This window comes from Dactylosporangium sucinum (genome assembly GCF_014647515.1).
In the GTDB taxonomy this organism is placed as follows: domain Bacteria; phylum Actinomycetota; class Actinomycetes; order Mycobacteriales; family Micromonosporaceae; genus Dactylosporangium; species Dactylosporangium sucinum.
Genome location: NZ_BMPI01000031.1, coordinates 74,213 through 88,790, shown reverse-complemented (window position 1 = coordinate 88,790; position 14,578 = coordinate 74,213). Strand labels below are relative to the sequence as shown.

General features: G+C 72.0%; 14 protein-coding genes. 12 read left to right on the top strand and 2 right to left on the bottom strand.

Features of this window, described 5'->3' with window-relative positions; all coding sequences use genetic code 11:
- Nucleotides 1-22: 22 nt before the first annotated feature.
- Nucleotides 23-1,366, bottom strand: a complete 1,344-nt coding sequence (mptB, locus tag IEZ31_RS29100) for a polyprenol phosphomannose-dependent alpha 1,6 mannosyltransferase MptB (protein WP_190253186.1) — start codon at nucleotides 1,364-1,366, stop codon at nucleotides 23-25.
- Nucleotides 1,367-1,536: 170 nt separating this feature from the next.
- On the opposite strand from mptB, the gene efp reads away from it, so the two are divergent.
- From efp to IEZ31_RS29085, 3 genes are all read left to right on the top strand, one after another.
- Complete coding sequence (gene efp, locus IEZ31_RS29095; RefSeq protein ID WP_190253185.1) at nucleotides 1,537-2,094, top strand: elongation factor P; 558 nt, start codon at nucleotides 1,537-1,539, stop codon at nucleotides 2,092-2,094.
- A gap of 32 nt (nucleotides 2,095-2,126) precedes the next feature.
- Nucleotides 2,127-2,534 carry a transcription antitermination factor NusB gene (nusB, locus tag IEZ31_RS29090; protein ID WP_190253226.1) on the top strand — a complete coding sequence of 136 codons (408 nt, stop codon included), beginning with the start codon at nucleotides 2,127-2,129 and terminating at the stop codon, nucleotides 2,532-2,534.
- A gap of 62 nt (nucleotides 2,535-2,596) precedes the next feature.
- Entirely contained in the window at nucleotides 2,597-3,604 is a 1,008-nt protein-coding gene (locus tag IEZ31_RS29085; protein ID WP_190253184.1) for a hypothetical protein, read from the top strand.
- A gap of 324 nt (nucleotides 3,605-3,928) precedes the next feature.
- Here the strand turns inward: IEZ31_RS29085 and bldD are convergent, their stop codons facing one another.
- Nucleotides 3,929-4,417: a transcriptional regulator BldD gene (bldD, locus tag IEZ31_RS29080; RefSeq protein WP_033356835.1), complete on the bottom strand. Its 489-nt coding sequence runs from the start codon at nucleotides 4,415-4,417 to the stop codon at nucleotides 3,929-3,931.
- 190 nt (nucleotides 4,418-4,607) lie between these two features.
- Between bldD and pyrR the strand changes: the two genes are divergently transcribed.
- The 9 genes from pyrR (at nucleotide 4,608) to rpoZ (ending at nucleotide 14,575) form a co-directional block, all read left to right on the top strand.
- Nucleotides 4,608-5,177 carry a bifunctional pyr operon transcriptional regulator/uracil phosphoribosyltransferase PyrR gene (gene pyrR / locus IEZ31_RS29075; RefSeq protein ID WP_190253183.1) on the top strand — a complete coding sequence of 190 codons (570 nt, stop codon included), beginning with the start codon at nucleotides 4,608-4,610 and terminating at the stop codon, nucleotides 5,175-5,177.
- Nucleotides 5,174-6,088: an aspartate carbamoyltransferase catalytic subunit gene (locus tag IEZ31_RS29070; RefSeq protein WP_190253182.1), complete on the top strand. Its 915-nt coding sequence runs from the start codon at nucleotides 5,174-5,176 to the stop codon at nucleotides 6,086-6,088. Before pyrR ends, IEZ31_RS29070 begins: the two co-directional genes overlap by 4 nt.
- Nucleotides 6,085-7,314: a dihydroorotase gene (locus IEZ31_RS29065; protein WP_190253181.1), complete on the top strand. Its 1,230-nt coding sequence runs from the start codon at nucleotides 6,085-6,087 to the stop codon at nucleotides 7,312-7,314. Before IEZ31_RS29070 ends, IEZ31_RS29065 begins: the two co-directional genes overlap by 4 nt.
- Nucleotides 7,311-8,423 (top strand): glutamine-hydrolyzing carbamoyl-phosphate synthase small subunit, encoded by a 1,113-nt coding sequence (gene carA / locus IEZ31_RS29060; RefSeq protein ID WP_190253180.1) that lies wholly within the window; start codon nucleotides 7,311-7,313, stop codon nucleotides 8,421-8,423. The genes IEZ31_RS29065 and carA overlap by 4 nt, the downstream gene beginning before the upstream one ends.
- Entirely contained in the window at nucleotides 8,416-11,718 is a 3,303-nt protein-coding gene (gene carB, locus IEZ31_RS29055) for a carbamoyl-phosphate synthase large subunit (RefSeq protein WP_190253179.1), read from the top strand. Before carA ends, carB begins: the two co-directional genes overlap by 8 nt.
- The gene (locus tag IEZ31_RS29050; RefSeq protein WP_190253178.1) at nucleotides 11,715-12,701 is read left to right on the top strand and encodes a quinone-dependent dihydroorotate dehydrogenase; all 987 of its coding nucleotides are present in this window, start codon (nucleotides 11,715-11,717) and stop codon (nucleotides 12,699-12,701) included. Before carB ends, IEZ31_RS29050 begins: the two co-directional genes overlap by 4 nt.
- Before the next feature lie 97 nt (nucleotides 12,702-12,798).
- Nucleotides 12,799-13,641 carry an orotidine-5'-phosphate decarboxylase gene (gene pyrF, locus IEZ31_RS29045; RefSeq protein WP_268241696.1) on the top strand — a complete coding sequence of 281 codons (843 nt, stop codon included), beginning with the start codon at nucleotides 12,799-12,801 and terminating at the stop codon, nucleotides 13,639-13,641.
- A gap of 120 nt (nucleotides 13,642-13,761) precedes the next feature.
- The gene (gene mihF / locus IEZ31_RS29040) at nucleotides 13,762-14,082 is read left to right on the top strand and encodes an integration host factor, actinobacterial type (RefSeq protein WP_190253177.1); all 321 of its coding nucleotides are present in this window, start codon (nucleotides 13,762-13,764) and stop codon (nucleotides 14,080-14,082) included.
- A 226-nt stretch (nucleotides 14,083-14,308) separates the two neighbouring features.
- A complete protein-coding gene (rpoZ, locus tag IEZ31_RS29035; RefSeq protein ID WP_190253176.1) occupies nucleotides 14,309-14,575 on the top strand; it encodes a DNA-directed RNA polymerase subunit omega in 267 nt (88 codons plus the stop codon).
- Nucleotides 14,576-14,578 lie beyond the last annotated feature (3 nt).

Below are 14,578 nucleotides of genomic sequence, written 5' to 3'. Positions count from 1 at the left end.
CCGGGCCGGAGCGCAGCGGAGGTCACACGACCGGGACCAACGCCGGCACCGGCGGGCGCAGCCTGAGGTAGAGCAGGCCGGCGACGGTGCCGATGACCGCGGCGACGACCGCCTGCGGGTAGCCGGGGGCGCCGCCCGGCAGCAGGAACATGGCCACCCCGACGCAGCCCCAGACCGCCGCCGGCGGCACCCGCCGCAGGCCCGCCGCGATCGGGACGATCGGCCACAGGAGGTACCAGGGATGCACCACCGGGCCGAAGAGGACGATGGCCGCCAGCGCGATGCCCACGCCCGCCACCGGGTTGGGTGCCCGTAGCAGCGCCCAGGCGGCGATGAGGCAGCCGAGCCCGAGCGCCACCGTGCGGATCGCCTGGGTCGCGCCCGGCCAGCCGGCCTCACCGACGAGCATGGCGATGTCGGTGCTGAACGACAGCCCGTTGCGCACGGTGGTCGGGGTCCGCAGCGCGCCGATCCAGCCCAGCCCCAGGTCGGCGGCGAGCTGCAGGGAGAGCAGGGCGCCCGCGCCGGCGACGACGATGCGCAGGATCTTGGTCGGGGCGAGCGCGATGACGGCGACGATGGCGAGCGCGGCCGGCACCTTGATGAGCGACGCGGCCACGATGAGGGCGGTGGCGAGCATCGGGCGCTGCTTGGCGGCGCAGTAGAGGCCCGCGGCCATCAGCCCGACCATCACCGCGTCGTTGTGCACGCCCGCGACGAGGTGCAGCAGCAGGAGCGGGTTCAGCGCGCCGAACCACAGCGCGCGCTGCGGCGGCACCCCGAACCGGGCGGCGATCCCCGGCAGGCACACGACCACGAGGGCGACCCCGGCGAGGGCGACGACGCGCAGCCCGAACACGCCCCAGACCGCGTGGTCGCCGGTCACCTCCACCACGCCGGCGGCGGCGCGCAGGAACACCGGCCCGTAGGGCGCCGGGGTGTCCTGCCAGATCGGCGGCACGTTGGCCGCCAGGGGACCGCCGAGGCTCGACGGCCCGAACTTGTACGCGTCGAGCCCGTCGCGCACCATCGCGCCCTGGGCGAGGTAGCTGTACACGTCCCGGCTGAACATCGGCGGGGTCAGCGCGAGCGGCGCCCCCCACCACAGCAGCGTCTTCACCAGGTCGCCGGGGCTCTGCTCGTCGAGCGTCGAGCGCAGGCGCAGCCAGGCGCCGCACAGCAGGGCCAGCCCGAGGTAGGTGCCGGCCACCCCCAGCAACGGGAACGCCCGCAACTCCCGCACCACCGGCCAGTGCTCGAACGGGTCGCGCAACGGCAGGGCGCCCGCGGCCAGGCCGCCGATGGCGATCGCGATGGCGCCGGCGAAGCCGAGGGTACGGTTGACGGTGAGTTCCGGTCGTCCCACCCGGGCACGCTGGCAGAGTCAGATGTCTCGATGGAAACGTGCGGGTGAACACAGCCCGTTGCGGCCGGTATGCTGCTTCGGGCCGATTTCACTTCGACCGGTACACTTCACCGGGCCTTTTTCCGCCGGCGGACGCCGCGGACCATTCGACGAAAGTGACGTCTATCCACATGGCAACCACGAACGACCTGAAGAACGGCCTGGTGCTCAACCTCGACGGCGACCTCTGGACCGTCGTGGAGTTCCAGCATGTCAAGCCGGGCAAGGGCGGCGCGTTCGTGCGGACCACGCTGAAGAACGTGCTCTCCGGCAAGGTGGTCGACCGCACGTTCAACGCCGGGACCAAAGTTGACACCGCCACGGTCGACAAGCGCACGATGCAGTACCTCTACCTCGACGGTGAGGACTACGTCTTCATGGACCTGGAGACGTACGAGCAGATCAGCGTCCCGGGCGGCACCGTCGGCGAGGCGAGCAACTTCCTCCTGCCCGAGGCCGAGGTGATCGTCGCCACGCACGAGGGCGCGCCGCTCTACATCGAGCTGCCCACCTCCGTGATCCTCGAGGTGACCTACACCGAGCCCGGCCTGCAGGGCGACCGCTCGACCGGCGGCACCAAGCCGGCCACGGTGGAGACCGGCGCGACCGTCAACGTGCCGCTGTTCATCTCCACCGGCGAGAAGATCAAGGTGGACACCCGCGACAGCCGTTACCTGGGCCGGGCGTGAACTCTTTCCTTGGGGGCGACGTCACCGCGCAGATGACCGCGCGGCGCAAGGCCCGCAAGCGCGCCCTGGACGTGCTCTACCAGGCCGACCTGCGCGGTGAGCCGCGCGGGTCGGTCCTGACGGCCTACGTGGCCAACCTGGAGGAGCCGAAGCCGGCGTATCTGCCCTACACGGTCCGCCTCGTCGAGGGCGTCGAGTCGCACGCCGCCCGCATCGACGAGCTGCTGTCGAGCTACGCCGAGGGCTGGACCCTGGAGCGCATGCCGGTGGTGGACCGCAACCTGGCCCGCATCGCGGTGTACGAGCTGCTGTACAACGACGAGATCGACAACCCGGTGGCCATCACGGAGGCGGTCGAGCTCGCCGAGACGCTGTCGACCGACGACAGCCCCCGCTTCCTCAACGGCATCCTGGGCCGCATCGCCGACTACGCCACGTAGGGTTATCCACAGGCCGCACCCGGGGGCAGCGCTCGCCACCCGGCTCGTGCCACGGTCGGGGCATGTCCTGGAACACGGCGGAGCGCGAGCCCCCGCGCGGTGACGACCCGTTCGAGCACCTGCTGTTCCGGCAGCACCGGGTCGTCTCCCGCCGCCAGGCCCTGGGTCACCTGTCGGAGAGCGCCCTGCGGCACCGGGTCTCGTCCGGCCGCTGGCAGCGGCCGCACCGATCGGTCTACGTGGCCGTTCCCGGCGAGCTCGGCGTCGCGCAGCGCCGCTGGCTCGCGGTGCTGGCCACGGACGGCCTGCTCGCCGGGCTCAGCGCACTGGAGGCATCCGGCCTGCGGCACTACTTCCGGCATGAGACGTACATCCTGGTGCGCTCCGGCCGCAAGCTCGTGGCGCCGCCCGGGACCGTTGTGCGCCGGACCGTCCAGCTGCCGGCGGCCGACACGCTGGGCAACGCCGCACCGCCCCGGACGTCCGCCGCCCGCTCGCTGATCGACGCGGCGCAGTGGGCGGTGGACGACGCCGAGGCCGCGGCGGTGATCTCGGCCGGGTTCCAGCAGCGGCTGGTCGCGGGCGACGACGTGCACGCCGCGCTCGACCGGATGCGCGGCCTGCGGCGCGAGCGGCTGATCCGGGCCGCCGCCGACGACGCCCGGGGCGGCTCGGAGTCGCTGCCGGAGGTGGACTTCGTCCGGCTCTGCCGGCGTCACGGGCTGCCCGAGCCGAGCCGGCAGGTGGTGCGCCTCGACAGCCTCGGGCGCAAGCGGTACCGCGACGCGCTCTTCGACGACTTCGGCGTCCACGTCGAGATCGACGGCGGTCAGCACATGGAGGCGCGGGCGTGGGTCGCCGACATGCGCCAGCACAACGACGTGGCGATCGCGGGCGGCCGGCTGCTGCGGTTCGCGGCCTGGCAGGTCCGTCACCGGCCCGCCGAGGTGGCGGCCCAGGTGCGCGCGGCGCTGTGGTCCGCCGGCTGGCGCCCACCGGACGGCGCCCGTGCGCCTGGTCCTCGTCCGGCCGCGGACCCGGCGCGCGGTCGCCGTCCGCTGCCGGGTTGACCTTGGTGGATTTCCGCTGCCCTGGCGACCGGAATCCACCAAGGTCAACTTGAGGAACAAGGTCAACCAGAGAGACAAGGTCAACTTGAGAAATTGGTCACGGCCCGGGAGCGGGGCGAGGTGCGGGGCGTGCGGCGTGGCGGCGCGCGGTCGCCGTCCGCTGACCTTGGTGGATTTCCGCTGCCCTGGCGACCGAAACCCACCAAGGTCAACTTGAAGGAGCCGGCCGCCGGCCGGGCAGGGGCCCGCGGGCAGGCGGCCGGCGGTGGGGACGCAAAAGGGCCGCCCCCGGCCGGGCGCGGCCCCCTCAAGAGGCGCGTTTCGTCAGCTCTGGAACAGGCTGCGCGGGTCGGTCACCAGGACGCCGTGCTCGTTCAGGCGCTCGACCAGGCCCGACGGCGAGGCGTCGTAGACGATCGCCAGAGCGCGCAGGTCGTCCGCGCGGATCGACAGGACGCGGCCGTTGTAGTCGCCGCGCTGCTGCTGGATGGCCCGCGCGTACCGCGCCACGTAGGCCAGGTCCTCGGCGCCGGCGTCGTAGAGGCGCTCCAGGTCGAGGACGATCTTGTTGGTGGGCTCGTGGCGGACGCCGCTGCCCTCGGGGAGCAGTTCGGCGACGGGGACGCGGTAGAACTCGGCCAGTTCGGCGAGGCGCGACACCGTGACGGCACGGTCGCCGCGCTCGTAGGAACCGACGACGACGGCCTTCCAGCGCCCGGCCGACTTCTCCTCGACACCCTGCAGAGACAGCCCCTGCTGCTGTCGGATGGAACGCAGGCGAGCACCAAGAGACTTGGCGTACTCAGACGGCATACGGACACTCCCAGTCACTGGCCTGAGGGGTTTCCCCAGCGATCGCTACGGAGCGTGACCGTAACTGGGTTACGGCGCGTGGTCAAGTGCCCGAGACCCTTCCGTTGCCCTGGTCAGGGCGGTTGTTAGGGTAGGTGACGTTCGACGTCCTTTAACGACCCGTCCAGCGAGGCGGGGAAGGAGGTCTGGTTTGTCGTCCCCGACAACCGGCACTGAGCTGGGAAAAACCATCCTCTCGGCGGAAGATGTCGCCCGGGTGGTGGACCGGATTGCCCACCAGATTCTGGAAAAGACGTCCGGCGCGGCCGAAACTGTGCTGTTGGGCATACCCACCCGCGGCGTGCCGCTGGCCCGGCGCCTCGCCGCCCGGATCGCGACCTTCGAGGGCACGGACGTTCCGGTCGGTGTGTTGGACATCACGCTCTATCGGGACGATCTGCGCCTCCAGGCGACCCGTGCGGTTGGTCACACGGAGATCCCTCCCGGGGGCCTCGACGGGCGCCGCGTCATCCTCGTCGACGACGTCCTCTTCTCCGGCCGCACGGTCCGCGCCGCGCTCGACGCGCTGAAGGACCTGGGCCGCCCCCGTGCCGTCCAGCTCGCCGTCCTCGTCGACCGGGGCCACCGCGAGCTGCCGATTCGCGCCGACTACGTCGGGAAGAACATCCCGACCTCGCTGGACGAGAACGTGCGCGTGCTGACCGCCGAGCACGACGGCCTCGACGCGGTGATGATCCAGACGAAGGGGCAGAAATCATGATCAAGCATCTGCTCAGCGCCGCCGACCTCGACGCCGCCACCGCGACCCAGGTGCTCGACACCGCGGAGGAGATGGCCGGGCTCGCCGCCCGCGAGGTGAAGAAGCTGCCGACGTTGCGCGGACGCACCGTGGTGAACCTCTTCTACGAGGACTCCACCCGCACCCGCATCTCGTTCGAGGCGGCCGCGAAGCGGCTCTCCGCCGACGTCATCAACTTCTCGGCCAAGGGCTCCAGCGTGTCCAAGGGGGAGAGCCTCAAGGACACCGCGCTCACCCTGCAGGCGATGGGCGCCGACGCGGTGGTCATCCGTCACCCGGCCTCCGGCGCGCCGCACCGCCTCGCCAACTGGGTCGAGGGCAGCGTGGTCAACGCCGGCGACGGCACGCACGAGCACCCGACCCAGGCGCTGCTCGACGCGTACACCATGCGCAGCCGGCTCAAGCGGGTCGCCGGGCTCAACGTGGCCATCGTCGGCGACGTGCTGCACTCCCGGGTCGCCCGGTCCAACGTGCTGCTGCTGCACACGCTCGGGGCGAAGGTGACGCTCGTCGCGCCGCCGACCCTGCTGCCGGTCGGGGTGGCGGCGTGGCCCGCCGAGACCAGCTACGACCTCGACGCCGTGGTCCCGGACGCCGACGTCGTCATGATGCTGCGGGTCCAGCGGGAGCGGATGGACCAGGCGTACTTCCCGTCCGAGCGCGAGTACGCCCGCCGCTACGGCTTCGACCTGCCGCGCATGCGCCGCCTGCCGGAGCACGCGATCGTCATGCACCCCGGCCCGATGAACCGGGGCATGGAGATCGCGCCCGAGGTGGCCGACTCGGCCCGCTCCACGATCGTCGAACAGGTCGCCAACGGCGTGTCCGTGCGGATGGCGGTCCTCTACCTGCTCCTGGGGGGAAAGTCATGACCGTCATCAAGGGCACGCACCTGGGCGACATCCACGTCGAGAACGGGGCGATCGTCCGCATCGATCCGGACCGCAAGGGCGACCTCATCGCCCTCCCCGGCCTCGTCGACCTCCACACCCACCTGCGCGAGCCCGGCCGCGAGGACGCCGAGACCGTCGAGTCCGGCTCCCGCGCCGCCGCCCTCGGCGGCTACACCGCCGTCTGCGCCATGGCCAACACCTCACCCGTCGCCGACACGGCCGGCGTCGTCGAGCAGGTCTGGCGGCTCGGCCGCGAGGCCGGGCTGGTCGACGTGCAGCCCGTCGGCGCGGTGACCGTCGGCCTGGCCGGCGAGCAGCTCGCCGAGCTGGGCGCGATGGCCGACTCCGCCGCCCGGGTGCGGGTCTTCTCCGACGACGGGCACTGCGTGAGCGACCCGCGGCTCATGCGGCGGGCCCTGGAGTACGTGAAGGCCTTCGACGGCGTCATCGCGCAGCACGCCGAGGAGCCGCGGCTCACCGTCGGCGCGCAGATGAACGAGGGCGAGGTCGCCGCCCGGCTGGGCCTCACCGGCTGGCCCGCCGTCGCCGAGGAGGCGATCATCGCCCGCGACGCCCTCATGGCCGGGCACGTCGGCGCGCGCCTGCACATCTGCCACGTCTCCACGGCCGGCAGCGTCGAGCTCATCCGCTGGGCCAAGTCGAAGGGCTGGCGGGTCACCGCCGAGGTGACGCCGCACCACCTGCTGCTCACCGAGGACCGGGCCACCGGCTACGACCCGGTCTTCAAGGTCAACCCGCCGCTGCGCACCCAGGCCGACGTCGACGCGCTGCGCGAGGGCCTGCGCGACGGCACGATCGACTGCGTCGCCACCGACCACGCGCCGCACACCGTGGAGGACAAGGAGTGCGAGTGGGCGTACGCCCGGCCGGGCATGCTCGGCCTGGAGACCGCCCTCGCCATCGTGGTCACGACGATGGGCCCCGACTGGGACCGCATCGCCGAGTGGATGTCGGCGGCGCCGGCCCGCATCGCCGGGCTGGAGGGGCACGGCCACGCCCTGGCGGTGGGCGCCCCCGCCAACATCGCGCTCTTCGACCCGGCCGTCAGCTGGACCGTCGACCCGACGGCCCTGGCCAGCCGGTCCCGCAACACCCCCTATGCCGGAACGGAACTGCGCGGCCGCATCGTGGCGACCTACCTGCGCGGGGAGCCCACGGTACTGAACGGAAAGGCCACGCGGTGAAGCGCAGAGAGGCACTGCTCGTCCTCGAGGACGGTCGCACCTTCCGCGGCGAGGCGTTCGGCAGCATCGGCGAGACGTTCGGCGAGGCCGTCTTCAACACCGGCATGACCGGCTACCAGGAGACGCTCACCGACCCGTCCTACCACCGCCAGGTGGTCGTGCAGACCGCGCCGCAGATCGGCAACACCGGCATCAACGCCGAGGACGACGAGTCGGACCGCATCTGGGTGGCCGGCTACGTCGTGCGCGACCCGTCCCGCTCCTACTCGAACTGGCGCGCGGGCGGCAGCCTGGAGGACCGGCTCGCCGTCGAGGGGATCGTCGGGATCAGCGGCATCGACACCCGCGCGCTCACCCGCCACCTGCGCGAGCGCGGGGCCATGCGGGTCGGGGTGTCCAGCGTCGACGACGACCGCGGAGGGCTCCTCGAGCGCGTCCGGCAGCAGCCGGAGATGCTCGGCGCCGACCTCTCCGCCGAGGTGAGCACGCCCCAGCGGTACACCGTGGAGGCCGACGGCGAACGACGGTTCACGGTCGCCGCGATCGACCTCGGCATCAAGCGCAACGTGCCGCGCCGGCTCGCCAAGCGCGGCGTCACCACCCACGTGCTGCCGGCGAGCGCCACGCTCGACGACATCAGGGCCGTGGGCGCCGACGCCGTCTTCTTCTCGCCCGGCCCGGGCGACCCGGCGACCGCGGACGGCCCGGTGGCGCTGGCGCGGGCCGTGCTGTCCGCCCGGATCCCGTTGTTCGGCATCTGCTTCGGCAGCCAGATCCTGGGCCGCGCGCTGGGGTTCGGCACGTACAAGCTGGGGTACGGCCACCGGGGCATCAACCAGCCGGTCGTCGACCGGATCACCGGCAAGGTCGAGATCACCAGCCACAACCACGGCTTCGCGGTCGACGCGCCGGTCGACCGCCGCCACGACACCGAGTTCGGCGCGGTCGAGGTGAGCCACGTCTGCCTCAACGACGACGTCGTCGAGGGACTGCGGTGCCTGGACGTGCCGGCGTTCACGGTGCAGTACCACCCGGAGGCGGCAGCGGGGCCGCACGACGCGGATTACCTGTTCGACCGATTCGCGGAGTTGATGAACACCAATGCCTAAGCGGACCGACCTCCGGCACGTCCTCGTCATCGGCTCCGGCCCGATCGTCATCGGCCAGGCGTGCGAGTTCGACTACTCCGGCACCCAGGCCTGCCGCGTGCTGCGCGCCGAGGGCCTGCGGGTCAGCCTGGTCAACAGCAACCCGGCGACGATCATGACCGACCCGGAGTTCGCCGACGCCACCTACGTCGAGCCGATCACCCCCGAGTTCGTCGAGCAGGTGATCGCCAAGGAGCGGCCCGACGCGCTGCTCGCCACGCTCGGCGGGCAGACCGCCCTCAACACCGCCGTCGCGCTGCACGAGGCGGGCGTGCTGGAGAAGTACGGCGTGGAGCTCATCGGCGCCGACATCGAGGCGATCCGCCGCGGCGAGGACCGCCAGCTGTTCAAGGACATCGTGGCGCGGGCCGGCGGCGACACCCCGCGCTCGCGGGTCTGCCACTCGATGGAGGAGGTCCACGCGACCGTCGCCGAGCTCGGCCTGCCCGTGGTCATCCGGCCCTCGTTCACGATGGGCGGCCTCGGCTCCGGCATGGCGCACACCGCGGAGGACCTCGACCGGCTCGCGGGCGGCGGCCTGGCCGCCTCGCCCGTGCACGAGGTGCTCATCGAGGAGAGCGTGCTCGGCTGGAAGGAGTACGAGCTGGAGCTGATGCGCGACAAGCACGACAACGTGGTCGTCGTCTGCTCCATCGAGAACGTCGACGCGATGGGCGTGCACACCGGCGACTCGGTCACCGTCGCGCCGGCGATGACGCTCACCGACGTCGAGTACCAGCGCCTGCGCGACCTCGGCATCGCCGTGCTGCGCGAGGTCGGCGTCGACACCGGCGGCTGCAACATCCAGTTCGCGGTGCACCCGCGCACCGGCCGCCTGGTCGTCATCGAGATGAACCCGCGGGTGTCCCGCTCCAGCGCCCTGGCCAGCAAGGCCACCGGCTTCCCGATCGCGAAGATCGCCGCGAAGCTGGCCATCGGGTACACGCTCGACGAGATCCCCAACGACATCACCCTGAAGACGCCGGCCGCGTTCGAGCCCGCGCTCGACTACGTCGTGGTGAAGATCCCGCGCTTCGCGTTCGAGAAGTTCCCGGGCGCCGACCCCGAGCTCACCACGACGATGAAGTCGGTCGGCGAGGCCATGTCCCTCGGGCGCACCTTCGCCGAGGCGCTCGGCAAGGCGATGCGGTCGCTGGAGACGACGGCCGCGGGCTTCTGGACGGTGGCCGACAAACCGGACGTCAACGCCCTTGACGCCCTGAAGACGCCGCACGACGGCCGGCTCTACACCGCCGAGCGGGCGCTGCGCGAAGGGCACAGCGTCGCCGCCGTCGCCGCGGCGTCCGGCTTCGACCCGTGGTTCGTCGACCAGCTCGCCGCCCTCGTCGACCTGCGCGCCGAGATCCTCGACGCCGCCGTGCTCGACCTGCCGCTGCTGCGCCGGGCCAAGCGGTCGGGTCTGTCCGACCGGCAGATCGCGGCGCTGCGCCCCGAGTTCGCCGGCGAGGACGGCGTGCGCACCCTGCGCCACCGGCTGGGGCTGCGGCCGGTCTACAAGACCGTCGACACGTGCGCCGCCGAGTTCGCGGCCGGCACGCCGTACCACTACAGCACCTACGAGGAGGAGACCGAGGTCACGCCGTCGGCGCGGCCCAAGGTGATCATCCTCGGGTCCGGCCCGAACCGCATCGGCCAGGGCATCGAGTTCGACTACTCGTGCGTGCACGCGGTCATGGCGCTGCGGGCCAAGGGCTACGAGACGGTCATGGTCAACTGCAACCCGGAGACGGTCTCGACCGACTACGACACGGCCGACCGGCTGTACTTCGAGCCGCTCACCTTCGAGGACGTCCTCGAGGTGTTCCACGCCGAGGACGAGTCCGGCCACTCGGCCGGCGGCCCCGGCGTCGTCGGCGTGGTCGTGCAGCTCGGCGGCCAGACCCCGCTGGGCCTCGCCGAGCGGCTGTACCGGGCCGGGGTGCCGATCGTCGGCACCTCCCCGGCGGCGATCGACCTCGCCGAGGACCGCGGGCTGTTCGGCAAGCTGCTCACCGAGGCCGGCCTGCGCTCGCCGGCGCACGGCACCGCGACCACGTTCCCGGAGGCGAAGCTCATCGCCGACGAGATCGGCTACCCGGTGCTCGTCCGGCCGTCGTACGTGCTCGGCGGCCGCGGCATGGAGATCGTCTACGACGAGCCGACCCTGCGCGACTACATCGGCCGGGCGACGGAGATCTCGCCGGCGCACCCGGTGCTCGTCGACCGGTTCCTCGACGACGCGATCGAGATCGACGTCGACGCGCTGTGCGACGACACCGGCGAGGTGTACCTCGGCGGTGTCATGGAGCACATCGAGGAGGCCGGCATCCACTCCGGCGACTCGTCCTGCGCGCTGCCGCCGATCACGCTCGCCGCGGTACACCTGGCGGAGGTGCGCCGCTACACGGTGGCCATCGCCCGCGGGATCGGGGTGCGGGGGCTGCTCAACGTGCAGTACGCGCTCAAGGACGACGTCCTCTACGTCCTGGAGGCCAACCCGCGCGCCTCGCGGACCGTGCCGTTCGTGTCGAAGGCCACCGCGGTGCCCCTGGCCAAGGCGGCCGCCCGGATCGCGCTCGGCGCGACGATCGCCGAGCTGCGGGCCGAGGGCCTGCTGCCGGCCGAGGGCGACGGCGGCACCCTGCCCGACGACGCGCCGATCGCGGTCAAGGAGGCGGTGCTGCCCTTCAAGCGGTTCCGCACCGCCGAGGGCAAGGGCGTCGACAACCTGCTCGGCCCGGAGATGAAGTCCACCGGCGAGGTCATGGGGATCGACGCGTACTTCGGGCACGCCTTCGCCAAGTCCCAGGCCGCCGCCTACGGCTCGCTGCCGACCGCCGGCACCGTGCTGGTCACGGTGGCCAACCGGGACAAGCGCGGGATCGTCTTCCCGGTGAAGCGCCTCGCCGACCTCGGCTTCGCGATCGTCGCCACGGCCGGCACCGGCGAGGTGCTGCGCCGCTACGGCGTCGCGTGCGAGATCGTCCCGAAGCACTACGAGGAGGGCAGCGGGCGCAACGCGGTCGCGCTCATCGCGGGCGGCGAGGCCGACCTCGTCATCAACACCCCGCAGGGCTCCAGCGGCCGCCAGGACGGCTACGAGATCCGCAGCGCGGCCGTCGTCGCCGACATCCCGTGCATCACCACGCTGCCGGGCGCCGCGGCCGCCGTCATGGGCATCGAGGCACTGCTGCGCGGCGAGATGACCGTGCGCCCGCTGCAGGAGCTGCACGCGACCATGCGCGAGGCGCGGTGAGCCGCTACGAGCGCGTGGTCCGCCCCCTGCTGTTCCGGTGGGGCGGCGGGGACGCCGAGACCGTCCACGAGCGGACCCTCCGCGTGCTGTCGCGGGTGCCGGGGACCCGGCGCCCGGTCAGCCCGCCCGGGGCCCGCCGGACGGTCTTCGGCGTCGACTTCCCCAACCCGGTCGGCCTGGCCGCCGGGATGGACAAGGACGGGCGCGCGCTGCGCGCCTGGCCCCAGCTCGGCTTCGGCTTCGTCGAGGTGGGCACCGTCACCCGGCACGCCCAGCCGGGCAACGAGCGGCCCCGCCTGTTCCGCCTGCCCGAGCACGAGGCGATCGTCAACCGGATGGGCTTCAACAACGCGGGCGCGGAGGCCCTGGCGGCCCGCCTGCGCGCCCTGGGGCCGTTGCCGGTGCCGCTGGGCATCAGCCTGGGCAAGTCGAAGGTGACCCCCCTCACGGGCGCCGTCGAGGACTACGTGCACTCCTTTCGCCAGCTGTACGGCCTGGGCTCCTACTTCGCCGTGAACGTGAGCTCGCCGAACACGCCCGGGCTGCGCCAACTGCAGGACAAGGCCCAGCTGTCGGCCCTGCTCGGCGCGCTGCGCGCGGAGAACCGCGAGGGCAAGCCGGTGCTGGTCAAGGTCGCCCCGGACCTCACCGAGACGGCGCTGGGCGAGCTGCTCGACGTGTGCCTGAGCCTGGGTGTCGCGGGTCTCATCGCGACGAACACCACGGTCGAGCGCCCGGTGCCCTTCGCCGGGCCGGGCGGGCTCAGCGGCCGCCCGCTGGCGGCGCGGGCGCTGGAGGTGGTCCGGTTCGTGGCCAAGGAGAGCGGCCTGCCGGTCATCGGCGTGGGCGGGATCACCCGCCCGGCGGACGCCCAGCGCCTGATGGACGCCGGCGCGAGCCTGGTCCAGCTCTACAGCGGCCTGATCTACCACGGCCCCGCCCTCGTCCGCGGCTGCGTCGCGGCCACCCGGTTGCCGCTGTGACCCGGGCGCCCGGCCCACCCCGCCGCGGTCGCCGCCGGGCCGTTTCCCCTCTCCCGTCCCGCCGCGGTCCGGCCGCGGCCGATCTCTGGAGTCGCACGTGACCGTTCCGTTCGGAGCCCGGCTGCGGGCCGCCATGGACGCCCTGGGGCCGCTGTGCGTGGGGATCGACCCCCACCCCTCCCTCCTCGCCTCCTGGGGCCTCTCCGACGATGTCAAGGGCCTGGAAGCGTTCAGTCAGACGGTGGGGGAGGCGCTGGCCGAGCGGGTCGCGGTGATGAAGCCCCAGTCTGCCTTTTATGAGCGTTTCGGCTCCAGGGGCATAGCGGTTCTGGAGTCAACTATCCGACAGTTGCGCTCGGCCGGAACTCTTGTGCTTCTCGACGTCAAGCGGGGTGACATCGGTTCCACGGCCGCCGCGTACGCCGACGCCTACCTCGACCCGGCCGCTCCGCTGTGCGCCGACGCGATCACGATCAGCCCGTACCTCGGCTTCGGCGCACTGCGCCCGATCGTGGAGAAAGCCCAGCAGAACGGCCTCGGCGCGTTCGTGCTCGCCCTCACCTCGAACCCGGAGGGCGCGGCCGTCCAGCGGGCCGTCGGGGCCGGCGGCAAGACCGTCGCGCAGGCCGTGATCGATGAGATTTCCCAGGTCAACCAGGGTGCGAAGCCGCTCGGCGACGTCGGCGTGGTGATCGGTGCGACGATCGGGCCGACCGGTCACGATCTGACCAACCTCAATGGACCGATCCTCGCGCCCGGGCTCGGCGCCCAGGGCGGGCGGGCCGAGGATCTGCGGGCCGTCTTCGGCGACGCCCTCGGCGACGTCCTCCCGTCGTGGTCCCGCGAGGTGCTTTCGGCGGGCCCGGACGTGGCCGCGCTGCGGGCCGCGGCGGACCGCGCGAGGGACGTCTGCGCCGCCGCAATTGCGGTCACCGCCTGATCACCGAATCGGCACGGGCCGTCGATCTTGTCTTCCGACGTTGCTGAAATGGCTTCTGACCGCTAGTTTTCCCCGCGCTAGACCATCAACACTTTTTTTCAAGGGACCTGAGGAGACCTGGTGCCGCTCCCGTCACTGAGCCCGGAACAGCGCGCGGCCGCTTTGGAAAAAGCGGCTGAGATCCGAAAGGCTCGCGCTGAGCTGAAGGAGCAACTCAAGCAGGGCAAGACGACGCTTGCTGCCGTGATCGACCGCGCGGAGTCCGACGACGTCGTCGGCAAGCTCAAGGTCTCGGCCGTGCTCCAGGCGATGCCCGGCATCGGCAAGATCCGGGCAACGCAGATCATGGAGAAGCTGAAGATCGCCGAAAGCCGTCGCCTGCGCGGCCTGGGCGACCAGCAGCGCAAGGCACTGCTCGGGGAGTTCGCCGGCGGCAAGTGACCGCCCAGCCGGTCCCCCCCGGACCAGTGTGAGACCTCGAAGCGCCCGGGCCACGGCCCGGGCGCTTCGCCGTTGCCCTCCGTGTCGGCCATTCGACACCCCGATCGGCTGGCTTGCGCTGGTCATCGCGCGACGCTGCGACGAGGGTCACGCCGACGGTCGTCACGCTCTGGTAAGGTTGCTGGGTTCGTGAGCCGTCAATTGCGAAAGTGTTGAGGTTGTTTCCGTGGCCGGAACCGTGGCAGACCCGCAGGGGATCACCAACCCGCCGATCGACGAGCTGCTCGAGAAGACGACGTCGAAGTATGCGCTGGTGATCTTCGCGGCGAAGCGTGCCCGCCAGGTCAATGCCTACTACAGCCAGCTCGGCGAGGGTCTTCTCGAATACGTGGGCCCGCTCGTCGAGACCACGCCGCAGGAGAAGCCGCTCTCCATCGCCCTGCGGGAGATCAACGGCGGTCTGCTGACCGCCGAGCGCATCGACGAGGCCTAGGCC

Bases quoted from the DNA above. Each gene is read 5' to 3' on its own strand.
- efp (WP_190253185.1), top strand. From the start codon at position 1,537: ATGGCAACCACGAACGACCTGAAGAACGGCCTGGTGCTCAACCTCGAC.
- nusB (WP_190253226.1), top strand. From the start codon at position 2,127: ATGACCGCGCGGCGCAAGGCCCGCAAGCGCGCCCTGGACGTGCTCTAC.
- IEZ31_RS29085 (WP_190253184.1), top strand. From the start codon at position 2,597: ATGTCCTGGAACACGGCGGAGCGCGAGCCCCCGCGCGGTGACGACCCG.
- bldD (WP_033356835.1), bottom strand. From the start codon at position 4,417: ATGCCGTCTGAGTACGCCAAGTCTCTTGGTGCTCGCCTGCGTTCCATC.
- IEZ31_RS29070 (WP_190253182.1), top strand. From the start codon at position 5,174: ATGATCAAGCATCTGCTCAGCGCCGCCGACCTCGACGCCGCCACCGCG.
- IEZ31_RS29065 (WP_190253181.1), top strand. From the start codon at position 6,085: ATGACCGTCATCAAGGGCACGCACCTGGGCGACATCCACGTCGAGAAC.
- carB (WP_190253179.1), top strand. From the start codon at position 8,416: ATGCCTAAGCGGACCGACCTCCGGCACGTCCTCGTCATCGGCTCCGGC.